General features: G+C 71.3%; 9 protein-coding genes. 6 read left to right on the top strand and 3 right to left on the bottom strand.

Translation table 11 applies throughout. From position 1 onward, the window contains the following. Positions 1-4 precede the first annotated feature (4 nt). Positions 5-403 carry a VOC family protein gene (locus OO69_RS13685; protein WP_033280826.1) on the top strand — a complete coding sequence of 133 codons (399 nt, stop codon included), beginning with the start codon at positions 5-7 and terminating at the stop codon, positions 401-403. Between the two features lie 108 nt (positions 404-511). Beyond that, positions 512-1,477 carry a hypothetical protein gene (locus OO69_RS49400; RefSeq protein WP_051800975.1) on the top strand — a complete coding sequence of 322 codons (966 nt, stop codon included), beginning with the start codon at positions 512-514 and terminating at the stop codon, positions 1,475-1,477. 90 nt (positions 1,478-1,567) lie between these two features. Here the strand turns inward: OO69_RS49400 and OO69_RS13675 are convergent, their stop codons facing one another. Next, positions 1,568-5,824 (bottom strand): CHAT domain-containing protein, encoded by a 4,257-nt coding sequence (locus OO69_RS13675; protein ID WP_051800974.1) that lies wholly within the window; start codon positions 5,822-5,824, stop codon positions 1,568-1,570. Positions 5,825-5,867: 43 nt separating this feature from the next. On the opposite strand from OO69_RS13675, the gene OO69_RS13670 reads away from it, so the two are divergent. From OO69_RS13670 to OO69_RS13660, 3 genes are all read left to right on the top strand, one after another. Beyond that, positions 5,868-6,212: a hypothetical protein gene (locus tag OO69_RS13670; RefSeq protein WP_199810936.1), complete on the top strand. Its 345-nt coding sequence runs from the start codon at positions 5,868-5,870 to the stop codon at positions 6,210-6,212. 5 nt (positions 6,213-6,217) lie between these two features. Then, positions 6,218-7,129: a hypothetical protein gene (locus OO69_RS13665; protein WP_033280824.1), complete on the top strand. Its 912-nt coding sequence runs from the start codon at positions 6,218-6,220 to the stop codon at positions 7,127-7,129. A 357-nt stretch (positions 7,130-7,486) separates the two neighbouring features. Beyond that, the gene (locus tag OO69_RS13660; protein WP_033280823.1) at positions 7,487-8,440 is read left to right on the top strand and encodes a serine protein kinase RIO; all 954 of its coding nucleotides are present in this window, start codon (positions 7,487-7,489) and stop codon (positions 8,438-8,440) included. Between the two features lie 322 nt (positions 8,441-8,762). Here the strand turns inward: OO69_RS13660 and OO69_RS13650 are convergent, their stop codons facing one another. Continuing rightward, positions 8,763-9,809, bottom strand: coding sequence for a hypothetical protein (locus OO69_RS13650; protein ID WP_158713382.1), 1,047 nt, complete (start codon positions 9,807-9,809; stop codon positions 8,763-8,765). A 498-nt stretch (positions 9,810-10,307) separates the two neighbouring features. Here OO69_RS13650 and OO69_RS13645 point away from each other — a divergent pair, with 498 nt between their 5' ends. After that, positions 10,308-10,658 carry a DUF488 domain-containing protein gene (locus OO69_RS13645; RefSeq protein WP_033280820.1) on the top strand — a complete coding sequence of 117 codons (351 nt, stop codon included), beginning with the start codon at positions 10,308-10,310 and terminating at the stop codon, positions 10,656-10,658. Positions 10,659-10,689: 31 nt separating this feature from the next. Here OO69_RS13645 and OO69_RS13640 read toward each other — a convergent pair whose 3' ends face one another. Further along, the gene (locus OO69_RS13640) at positions 10,690-12,363 is read right to left on the bottom strand and encodes an FAD-binding dehydrogenase (protein WP_033280819.1); all 1,674 of its coding nucleotides are present in this window, start codon (positions 12,361-12,363) and stop codon (positions 10,690-10,692) included. Positions 12,364-12,377 lie beyond the last annotated feature (14 nt).

Here is a 12,377-nt window from a genome sequence, read left to right as displayed (position 1 = left end):
TCTCATGACAAGCAGGTTCACCGAGTTGGTCGTCGACTGCCGTGATCCGGAGCGGCTCGCGGCCTTCTGGTGCGCGGTCCTGGACTTCAAGGTGATCGACCGGAGCGAGGGCAGGGTCGAGATCGGCTCCTGGGTACCGACCGTCGAGGAGATCCGGGCCCGCCAGATGCCACCCACCCTGCAGTTCATCCAGGTACCCGAGGACAAGACCGTCAAGAACCGGCTCCACCTCGACGTCAGCCCGATCGACGGCAGCACCGAGGACGAGGTGACCAGGCTGCTCGGCCTCGGCGCCACCACGACGGATGTGGGCCAGGGTGCGGACCGGAGTTGGGTGGTCATGGCCGACCCCGAGGGCAACGAGTTCGATGTCGTCCGCAGCCTGGCGCCTCGGCAGGGCTAGGAGCAGAGAGGCGGCTGCGGCACCTCCGCCGCGTCACCCTCCGCTGAACACGGGGGCCCCTTGTGCGAGGGGCACATCCTCCGTCCGACCACGAAGGAGCACCGGGCTGTGAAGGTCGAAATCCAGCCGGACGTACGCGACATGGCCATCCGGCTCGGAGCAGATGTTCCCTACGCGCTGAAGGCGGTGGCGGGCCAACTGGCCGACGACCCGGACATGGGCCGGCCATCGGGGCTGCCCGGCATCCTGACGGTTACGGTCGACGGGGAGATGTTCGACGACTGCCCCGACCTGTCTGTCGGTTACCTACGCGAGCCCGACCGCGTAGAGATCCGGTTCCTGAGAGCGGCCACCGCCAGCGATCCCTCCAACTTGCCCGCCGTAGACGGTTCCGCCGAGCCTTCCACGGACATCCACGAGAGCGAGCGATCTGCCGGCCCTGGTGCTGCCGCAGTCACCGTGAGGGAGGTCGCCGATGCCTGGCAGCGCATCATCACCTGGCTGCGGTCCAACGCTCCTGACTCCTACGCCGCGCTCCGCACCGGCGCCGACTCCGCTGCCGTCGCCGCCCTGGAGGCGAGTCTCGGCATCCCGATACCCGTCGAGTTGCGCACCCTGTGGATGCTGACCGCGGGTGACGACGGGGCCGATGGCCGGGGTTGCCTTCCGGGCAACATGGCTCTGATGAACCTCGACGCCGTGGCCGCCCGTCACCGGTTGAAGACGGCTGCCCAGGCTCATCAGGGCACGCTCAACGCCGACCGCCCCGCGGAGGAGCAGATCACCCGGTGGACGGCTACCCGGATTCCGGTGGTCTCCCTGGGCCCGGCCGACAGCACCGCAGGGCTGTATCTGGACGCCGCCACCGGCTACTTGGGCTCCTGGTCCCGCTACAACGAACCCCAAGGCGGCGAACTCGACACGCTGGTCACCTACCTGGAGGAGACCGCCGACATGCTCGAAGCACCCGCCCTCGCCACGCGGGACAAGCCGGGCCTGATCGACGGGACGCTGGTGTGGCTCAGCGGCATCGACCCTGCCCAGGAAAGCCGGTGGCAGCCCGTGGCCGGCTGACCGATCTCAAGAGGGCTGGCCGCAGAGCCGTCCACACACCGACGACGGTCAATCCCCCGCAGCGGCCGCCGAGTTCGGGCCTGCTTCGGGCTACGGCCCGCTGTGGATCAGGGACGCCCACAGGTGTGGCCGGCCGGAGTGTTCGGTGCGCAGGTGCCGGATGACGCGGTGGAGCGCGAGCGCCGCGTCGTCGGCGGACGGTGTGTCCGGCATCTGCCGGTAGAAGTGGTCGGCCGCGGCGGCCGCCACGTGGTCGTGCAGGGGCCAGAGGCTCGCTACGACGTGCCGGAAGCCGGCCAGTTGGAACGCGGAGGCGAGGTGGATGGACTCGTCCGCGTGCCGGCGGCCGACCTGGCCCGTGGAGCACGCGGACAGGTAGGCCAGTTCGGCCTCGTGGAGGTCGAGGCGGCCGATCTCCGCGATGGACAGCACGCCGTCGTGGAGATGGAGCCCGCCCTCGGACGGCGCGTCGGGATCGGTGCCCGCGTGGCAGGCGAAGTGGGCCCAACTCGCCCCGGGGAGCGCCCCGGTGACCCGGGCGGTGGTGGCCTGCTCGTTGGTGAGCAGCGGCATGTCGGGGTGGGCGGCGTGCAGACTCGCCGCCTCGGCGGCGGTGGCCGGCAGGTCCGGCAGACCCGGGGTCCGGTCGAGGGCGACCGCGAGCCGGCGCCGGTCCGTCGCGGCCGGGCGTCCTTGCGCACGGGCCAGGGTGCGCATGGTGGGTGTGTACGACGAGATCACCCGGTCGAGCGCCCCGGGGCCGCCGGGGTGTCCGGCCGCGTGCAGCGGCAGCAGCGCGAGCGGCCCGGTCGGCATCCACCACACGCGGGGCAGTACTCCGTCGGCCGGGCGGAGCCGGCCCTCGATCGCGTCGAGGACCGGCTCGACCGTCGTGTCCCACAGCCGGCCGAGCAGCTCCGTCAGCACCCGCTGACAGCGCAGTTCGCCGGTGAACGAGCCGGCGTCGTGCGTCGCCTCCGTCAGCTCGGCTGCCCACAACTCGACGTCGGACAACCGCAGTTCGGGCAGCGGCACCGGCAGCAGGGGCCCGTCGGCAGTGACGACGACGGCGTCGCACCGCTGCAGGCCGGCGTTGAGCAGCACCACCGCCTCACCGGTACCGGTCGGCCGCAGCCCGGTCCACCTCAGCGGGAGCAGGAACCGGTCCAGGCCCGGCAGCCGGCGGATCTCCGCCAGTACGGCGTCGTGCTCGGCCCACAGCCGCTTGCGCCGGTCGATGTGGTCGACGTCCTGGCCGTCGGGCGTGGCCATGGCCGGGAGATCCGGCGCGTTGAGGGCGTCGCGGACACGGCTCAACCGGCCGGCCAGGGCCGGGTGTTCGGCTTCGAGGTCGGCGATGGGTGTCCGCAGCGCCAGCCGGGACGTCAGCAGGATCGACCGGCCCAGCTCGGCGGCCTGGACCGCGCCGCCCGGATCGTCGAGGGCGCAGTGCACGGCGATCGTCTCGCCGACCAGTCCGTGGTTCGCGCCGAGGCGGTACTCGTGGTCCGCCGCCGAGGTCTCCCGTGCCGCGACCAACGGCAGCAGCTCCACCGCCGTGTCGAACAGCAGCCGGGCGGTGTGCGGTTCGTCCAGTACGTAGGCGAGCCGCCCGACCACCCAGCAGGCCCGGAGCCGCTCGAACGGGGGCGATGTCGTGGCCGCGAGCGCCTCCTCCGCGAGGCGGGTGATCCGCGGGCGGTCGACGGTGCTGCCGCTGTCCCACCGCCTCGTGTGACAGACCGCGAGGAGGTAGATGCGGGAGGCCCGCCGGGGATGGTCTGCGGGGGTTGCCGCGACGGTCCGTTCCGCGGCGTCGACGGCGCGGTCGAGGTCGGACGGGTCGCCGGTCCGCTGGAACCGCAGCCGGTGGGTGTTGCCGAGGTTGAACAGATGCTGCGCGCGGAGCGGATCGTCCGCGGGAACGGCGTCGGCCGCCTCCCGCGCCAGGTCGACCGCACGGTCCAGGTCGGCCGGATCGCCCGAGCGCTCGTACCGCGCCTGATAGGACCGTCCGAGGTTGTACAGGCGCAGCAGTCGGTTGGGGTGGTCGGCCGGGGTGGCCGCGAGCGCCAGGAGCGTGCGGTCGATGGCACTGTCGAGATCGGCGCTGCCGGCGGTCCGGTGGGACCGCGACTGGTAGGCGGTTCCGAGGTTGGACAGGTGCATCGCACGGTTCGGGTGGTCGTCGGGCGTGGCGGCCACGGCCTGTTCGTGGTGCGCGACGGCACGGTCCAGGTCGTGAACGCTGCCGCTGTGCTCAAACCGTTGATGGAGGGCGGTGGCGAGGTTGGACAGGCGCATCGCACGGTCCGGGTGGTCGTCCGGCGTGGCGGCCACCGCGCGTCTGCTGGCGTCGATGCCCGCGTCCAGGTCGGACATGTCTCCGCTGCGGGTGAGCCGGGACCAGAGGGCGACGCTGAGGTTGGACAGGTGCAGCGCCCGGTTCGGGTGGTCGTCGGGCGTGGCGGCCACGGCCTCTTGGTGAAGCGCGATGGAACGGTCCAGATCGGCCACGTCCCCCAGCCGGTCGAACCGCCCGCGCAGGGTGGATGCCAGGTTGGACAGGGCCATCGCGCGGAAGGGGTGATCGTTCGGTGTGGCGACGACGGCTCGTTCCATGCTCTCCACGGCCCGTCGCGCGTCGGCGAGGTCCCCCTTGCGGTCGGACCGCGCGTCGTACGCGGCGCCCAGGTTGGACAGACGGCGGGCGAGATCCGGGTGGCCCTCGGGCGTGGCGGCCACGGCCTGTTCGTAGTGGACGATGGAACGGTCCAGATCGGCCACGTCCCCCAGCCGTTCGAACCGCGCCCCGTACACGGTGCCGCGGTTGGACAGGATCGTCGCGAACTCGCGGTGTCCCCGGGGCGCCGCGGCCGCGGCGCGATCGAGGTGGCCGATGGCCCGGTCCAAGTCGGCCTGCTCCCCCAGCCGTTCGAACCGCGCGTGGTACGCCATGCCGAAGTTGGACAGGTAGGTGGCGCCGTCGAGGGAACTGTCCGGAGCGGCGGCCACCGCCTGTTCGTAGTGGCCGATGGCCCGCTCCAGGTCGGCCAGGTTCCCCGTCCGCTCGAAGCGGTCGGCGTAGGCGGCGGCGAGGTTGGACAGGGCGGTCGCCCGGTGCGGGTTGCCGGTGTCGGCGGCGGCCTGTTCCCCGAAACCGATGGAGCGCTCCAGGTCCGCCGGACGGCCCGCCCGTCCGAACCGTGCCCAGTAGGAGGTGGCGAGGTTGGTCAGGGTTGTCAGCCGGTAGGGGGAATCGGCGGGGGTGACGGCCATCGCCTGCTCGCCGTTGTCGATGGAACGGTCCAAGTCCGCGACCTGCCCGGTTCCCTCGAACCGCCGCACGTAGCCCAGGGCGAGGTTGGCCAGAATCGTCGGCCGGTCCCGGGAATCGACGGGAGTGACAGCCAACGCCCGCTCACCGTTGGCGATGGAACGGTCCAGATCCGAGTCCTGCCTTGTCCGCTCGAACCGCAGCAAGTAGCTGCTGCCGAGGTTGGTCAGGACGGTCGTCCGGTGCGGGAAATCGGCGGAGGCGACAGCCATGGCCTGCTCGCCCCTGTCGATGGAACGGTCCAGATCCGAGGCCTGCCCTGTTCTCTGGAAGCGCAGCAAGCATCCCGTGGCGAGATTGGCCAAGGTTGTCGAGCGGTGAGGAAACCCGGCAGAGGCGACAACGATCACCTGCTCGCCTCTGTAGATGGAACGGTCCAGATCAGAAAGCTGCCCGGTCCGCTCGAAGCGCAGCAGGTAGCCCGAGGCGAGATCGGACAAGGCTGTCGTCCGGTGCGGCGAATCGGCGGAGGCGACAGCCATCACCCGCTCATCGATGTCGATGGAACGGTCCACATCCGAGAGATTCCCTGTTCTCTGGAACCGCAGCAGGTAGCCCGTGCCGAGGGTGGCCAGGTGGAACGCGAGGTTCGGGTTGGCGCCGGGCACGCCGACAACCCCTTCCCCGAACTCGACGACCCCGTCCAGGTCGTGCGGGTGCCCGACCCGCTGGTACCGCAGGAGGTGGGTGGCGCTGAGGTTGCCCAGGATCAGTGCGGAGTTCGGGTCGCCGTGGTGGAGGGCGGCCACGGCCTCTCGCCCGATGCCGATCGACAGGTCGGCGTCGGCCAACCGCCCCGTCAGCGCGTACAGCGCCCGATGGGACTCGGCGAGGTTGTACAGGCGGGTGGCGAGGCGCGGATGGTGATGCGGTGTCAGGGCGACGACGCGCTGGAACAACGAGACGCAGGTGCCCAGTTGTGCCGTGTCACCGGCCCTGGTGGCCCGGTTCAGCAGATCGACCGCCTGCTGGTTCAGCGGCTCCGGATCGGGCTGGTGGTAGGAGGACATTGACCATGAGACTATCGGCCGACTGGCTGAAGGAGGAGCCCTGGTGGACGCCGAACGATCGGCACTGACCACGCTGTGCCAGGAGTTCGAGGCGCTGATCGGCGAGACCGGGCTCCACTCCGCGGAACGTCAGGAACTGCTGGAACGGATCGTGGCCGAGGCGCGGGCCCGGCGTCCGATACTCGCCCTGCTGGGCCAGTTGCTGAACACCGACCGTGAGACCACCCTGCGCACGCTGTCGACGGGGCTGCCGGGAGCCGGTCCGGGCGTCGCCCGTCAGGAGGCCTTCCGCTGCCCGGACGGCGCCTGCGACCGGACGGCGGTACCGCCCCCGGCGGGTGCGATCCCGCGCTGCGCCGTCATGGGCCGGCCCCTGGAACGGGGGTAGCCCAAGTGGGCGGTTTCTTCCAGCAGTTGGCGAAAACGCTGGCCGACCGGTGGATCAGCCTTCTCGTGCTGCCCGGTGCGTTCTTCCTGGGCGCGGTGTGGCTGTCCGTCAGCCTCGGCCAAGCCGACGCCTGGAACGTCGCGTTGTCCGCCCGGAAGGTCCAGAGCAGCGCCGACACGGTCGCGGACCTGCCGAGCGGGGCGCAGGCCCTGCTCGTCGTGGCCGTACTGGCGGCCGCCTCCGGTGCCGGCTTCGTCGTGCAGGCACTCGCCGGAGTCACCCGGCGCGTCTGGTTGGGGCAGTGGCCCCGCCCCTTCGCCGCGGCCGCGACGGCGGGGACAGCGCGGAGGCGTGCCCGGTGGTACCAACTCGTGGAGGAACGCCGGGCGTTCGAAGCCGCGAGCCCGGGCACACGCACCCGCGAGCAGCAGCACCGGATCGACACCGCGGCCGAACGCGTCACCCGGCTGGCCATGGCCGAACCGGGCAGGCCGACCTGGATGGGCGACCGGATCCACGCCGTGGAGTCGATCGCGTACCACCGCTACGGCCTCGACCTGACCTACGGCTGGTCCCGGCTCTGGCTGGTCCTCCCCGACCCCGCGCGCACCGAACTCACCGCCGCGCACGCGTCGTTCGCCGCCGCCGTCGCCACCGGAACCTGGGCCCTGCCCTACCTCCTGCTCACCGTGGCGTGGTGGCCGGCCGTGCTGATCGCCGCGGGCATCGGCGTCACCGGATGGGCCCGCGCCCGCTCCGCCGTAGCCGATTTCACCACCCTGACCGAGGCCACCCTCGACCTGCACGGCCGCACGCTGGCCGTCGCGCTGGGAGTCGGCGATCCCACGGAGGGAACCGGCCCCCTCACGATCGGCGAGGGCGAGCGCATCACCGACCTCGTCCGGAAGGGCCGCTAGCGGAACTCCGTTGCCGTGTGGGCGGGTTGACGCCGAATGGGCGGCGCAGGTCGACCCGGGCGATGGCCGCGCGGCGACGAGCATCTGGGTCCGGTCACCGCCAACCCTGCCGTCACCGGCCCCACCGGTGCCGGGACAAGCCCGTGCGGAGGATCGCACCGGAAACCTGCGGCACCCCTGGAGCCGCTCGACGCGGGCCGACGTAATTCGGTTGCCGGTCCCCGTGCCCGCCCCTCACCATGGGCGGGCCACCGGGAGCTGCCCGGTGCTCCACGAGAGGAGGCACGACCGTGAACACGACTGTCCTCGGCCTGCCCGCCGACCGCCTCCCTCTCACCTCATGGAGTACCTCCAGCGATGTCTCGCGACCAGATCCCGCAGCACCCTCAGCACTCTCAACTCCCGGCATTTCCTGACGACTTCGTCACCGACCCGCACCGCCACGACCCGACGCCGGGCGACGCGGTACCGGGCGACATCGACGACCGGTTCGTCTTCGACTTCCATGCCTACGACGACCTCGCCGACGGCCAGCGCTGGTCGACCTGGCTCAGCGTCGAACCCCTCAGCCGAGGCCCCGAGCCGCTCCCGGACTGGGTGGTGACCTCGCAGGGCGCGATCGACACCGAGCTCGGCATCCTGAAGACCGGCAAGGAGGCCGACGTCCACCTCGTCGAGCGCGCCGACCCGCGCGACCCCGCCCCCGGCGTGGTCATGGCGGCCAAGCGCTACCGCTCCCCCGAACACCGCAGCTTCCACCGCGCCGCGTCCTACACCGAGGGCCGCTCGATGAAGCGCTCACGCGACGAGCGGGCCGTCAAACGGAAGAGCACCTTCGGCCGCCAGGTCGCTGCCGGTGAGTGGGCGGTGTCCGAATGGGCCGCGCTGGTACGCCTCTGGAACCTCGGGCTGCCGGTCCCCTACCCGGTCCAGATCGACGGCACTGAGATCCTGATGGAGTGGATCACCGTCATCGACGAGGACGGCACCGTCCAGACCGCGCCCCGGCTCGCCCAGACCCGCCCCTCGCCCGAACTGCTGGCGGCGTACTTCCAGCAACTCACCGACGCACTCGCGACGATGGTCCAGAACGGCCTCGTGCACGGCGACCTCTCCGCGTACAACATCCTCGCGGCGGGCGAGCGCCTGGTCATCATCGATCTGCCTCAGATCGTCGACCTGGTCGGCAACCTCAACGGGATGACCTTCCTCCAGCGCGACTGCGCCAACATCTGCGGCTGGTTCCGCTCCCGCGGCCTCGACGCCGACGAGCACGCGCTGTTCGCGGAACTGATGACACACGCCTTCTGAACCGGGCGGCCCGTGCCGCATCGGGCAACGTCCGCCATGTCGACACCGGCGCACGGGCGCCGGCTGTCGGCATGGCGGCTACCCGGCAGCGGGGACGTCCGGGCTCCTATGTGCTGCTACGGGAAGCGACCGCGGAGCGGGCCGCGTCGCCGGTGGTGACGATCGTGGAACAGGGCAGTTGGACGAGGGTGTTGAGGCAGGCCGACACGTTTGCGGAGGTCGGCAGGCGGGGGCGTGCCGGGTGCGAACAGGAGCCGACCGGCGATCGTCAGGACCGCGGCCGCCGCCTCGGCGATCAGGACGGCGGGATGCTTTCCGCGGTTCACGGCCATGACCCCCGTGCCGTGTTCACCCCGCTCTCCTGCATGCCGACGCCCGTGACGATGCCGTGCCGCGCGCGTGCGGCACCGATCGCCGTGTCCTCCACCGAGACCGACAGACGCCACTCGGGCTCGTGGCTCATGGCATGCACCAGGTCCCGCCATGACATGCCCGTCCCGTTCGCGTACTCGGGCAGCACGATGTCGAGGACGAGCGGTTCCCCGCCGCCACCCGACATGGACACCGGCACGCCCGCACGGCGCAGAACGTCACCGTTGGGGCCGCCGATCCGTACGGCGGCCGTGAGCGGCTCGGCCCGGTCCAGTTCCAGGGTCGCCGACACGCGCAGGTCCTCACCGTCCAGGCCGAAACCCTGGACGGTCAGCCGCGGCACAGGCGGATTGTCGGCGCCGTGTCGTCCCGGGCCTTGTACCCAGGTGACCTCGCCGCCGTCCGCCCGCTCGCGCTCGCGTTCGTCCCAGAAGTCGTCGAGGTACTCCCAGGGATCGTCCCCGGCGGCCTCCCGTTCTTCCTCCGTGCGCACGTCCAGGTAGCGCGAGTGCGGATGTCCCGCGATACCGGTGATGTCGGCGGGCCGGTCCAGGGGATCGCCGAGCATGAGGACGAGGAACTCCGCCATGCCACAAGGCAGTTCGAGCGCCGTCCCGCTGCGATAGCCCACGACCACCACCGGCCAGGTGTCCGGGTCGTCGCCCTGCCTGCGCCAGAAGAGGTCGTAGCCGACCGGTGTGGTGCCCCAGCTCAGCAGCGCTCCTTCAGCGGGCCAGGGCGGGAACCGTACCGGTCCGTGGAAGGTTCGCAGCTCCTGCTCGGCCACCGGCGACGGCTCCCGCACCGCGGGGTCCTCAACCTCCCGCCCCCGGCCGCCGGGAGGGAGGACACCGAGCAGACCGTCGAGGCTGCCATAGCCATAGGTGTCGACGAAGTCCCGGAAGTCACGTGGCAGCACCGTTCCGAACGCGGCCTGGGTCCACTCCCAGGACCGCCGTTCCACTCCCGCCTCGGGCGGCGGGAGCAACTCGGTCAAACGGCTCACCATGTCGTGCGTGGGGTGGCCGACGACAATCACCGACCCTTCACGCATCGCACGCCGACAGGAGCAGCCGACGCGTCAGGCCGTACCCGTGATCACGCAAGCCGCGGCACCAAGTTGTAAGCGCTACGCGAAGCCAGGGGCAAGATCTCTTGCGAAGACCTGTGTCGTCCCTTTGCCGAGCCACGGGGCAACTCACAGGGTGGCAGATTCCGTTCGCCGTTCCGTCACCCCCGGGCCATGTACACGACGGGCGATCCGATGACCATCCCAGGCTCCGCAGATGACTCCGCCGACACCTGGATCCACGTCCCGCCGACGTCGTACTCGTCGCCCGCCACACCGTCTTCGTGACCGACCAGGTCAGAGCGCCACCGCCAAGCGAGTCGCCCCCGCCTCTCCCCCGGCCGAAGTTCCGCCGCGTCGCCCCCTCCCCCGCTCGCCGCCCGGACGTAGGCTCACCGCACCACCGCCACCCGAGGGAGCCCGCCCGTGACCGTCCGCGTGCGTCGTGTCTACGATCCGCCCGAACCGGAGGACGGTGTGCGCGTCATGGTCGACCGGCTGTGGCCGCGTGGCCTGTCGAAGGACGCGGCCCGGGTCGACGAGTGGCCCAAGGAGATCACCCCGTCGACCGAACTGCGCCGCTGGTACCACGCGGGCGAGGGGTCCTTCGAGGAGTTCAGCAGCCGCTACGAGGCCGAGCTCGCCGAGCCCGAGGCGGCTCAACTCCTGCACACCTTGCGGAACTTGGTCCGGATGGGGCCGGTGACGCTGGTGACGGCGGTCAGGTCGCCGGAGCGGAGTCACGCCTCGGTGCTGGCCCGCCTCCTGGAGGGGTGAGGAGACGGGCCGTAGCACTTGAGCAGTATCGCTAGGCCGTCTGCTTCGCCGCGGCGCGGCCCGCCGCCCGGCCCGAGAAGAGGCAGCCGCCGAGGAACGTGCCTTCGAGCGCGTTGTAGCCGTGCACCCCACCGCCGCCGAAGCCCGCGACCTCCCCGGCCGCGTACAGTCCGCCGATCGGCTTTCCGTCGGCGGCCAGCGCGCGTGAGTCCAGGTCCGTCTGGATGCCGCCGAGGGTCTTGCGGGTCAGGACGTGCAGCTTGACGCCGATCAGGGGTCCGGCCGCCGGGTCCAGGATGCGGTGCGGGGTGGCCACGCGGCCCAGGCGGTCGCCGATGTAGCGGCGGGCGTTGCGGATGCCCTGGACCTGGGAGTCCTTGCTGTAGGGGTTGGCCATCTGGAGGTCGCGGGCCTCGATCTGCCGCCGGACGACGGCCGCGTCGAGGAGCGGCTTGTCGGTCAACTGGTTCATCTTCTCGACCAGTTGCTCCAGATTCCCCGCGGTCACGAAGTCCGCGCCCTTGCGCAGGAAGGCGTCCACCGGGCCCGGGGCACCCTTGCCGAGCAGCCGGTCGCGCAGGACCGCCTTCTTGTCCTTGGCGGTGATGTCGGGGTTCTGCTCGGAGCCCGACAGCGCGAACTCCTTCTCGATGATCTTCTGGGTGAGGATGAACCAGGAGTGGTCGTGCTCCGCCAAGTCCTCGGTCGTACGCAGGTACTTGAGGGTGTTGAGCGTGTCGTAGCCCGGCAGGCACGGGTCAGGCAGGCGGCGGCCGAGGGCGTCGAACCACAGGGACGACGGGCCGGGCAGGATGCGGATGCCGTGGCCGGGCCAGACCGGGTCCCAGTTCTGCAGGCCCTCGGTGTAGTGCCACATGCGGTCGCGGTTGACGAGTCGTACGCCCGCCTCGGCGCTGATGTCGAGCATCCGGCCGTCGACGTAGGCCGGGACGCCGGTGACCATCTCGGCGGGCGGGGTGCCGAGGCGCTCGGGCCAGTACTGGCGGACGATGTCGTGGTTGGCGCCGATGCCGCCGGAGGTGACGACGACGGCCTGGGCGGTGAGTTCGAACGCGCCGATCGCCTCGCGGCTGGAGGAGACGCCCCGGGCCGCGTTGTCCTCGGCCAGGACCGTTCCACGGACGCCGCGTGCCTCGCCCTCCTCGACGACCAACTCGTCGACCTGGTGGCGGTAGTAGAAGGTGAGCAGTCCGTCGCGGGCGGCCTGCCTGGCGTGGTTCACGAAGGGTTCGACGACTCCGGTGCCGGTGCCCCAGGTGACGTGGAAGCGCGGGACGGAGTTGCCGTGGCCGTGGGCGCGCAGGTCGCCGCGTTCCGCCCACCCGACCGTCGGCAGCAGCTTGATGCCGTGGCTCTCCAGCCAGGGGCGCTTCTCCCCGGCGGCGAACTCGACGTAGGCGCGCGCCCAGCGCACCGCCCAGGAGTCCTCGTCGTCGACGCGGTCGAAGCCGGCGCTGCCCTGCCAGTCGTTCCAGGCCAGGTCGAAGGAGTCCTTGATGCCGAGGCGGCGCTGTTCCGGCGAGTCGACGAGGAACAGCCCGCCGAAGGACCAGAAGGCCTGCCCACCGAGGTTGTTGGCGTTCTCCTGGTCGACGAGCGCGACCCGGCGTCCCCGGCTGGTCAGCTCGTGGGCCGCGACCAGACCGGCCAGACCGGCTCCGACGACGATGACGTCCGCATCCATGGCGACGTTGCCTT

The sequence above is a fragment of the Streptomyces sp. NRRL F-525 genome (assembly GCF_000716605.1).
Taxonomy (GTDB): domain Bacteria; phylum Actinomycetota; class Actinomycetes; order Streptomycetales; family Streptomycetaceae; genus Streptomyces.
This window is presented reverse-complemented; position numbering and strand designations above follow the sequence as displayed.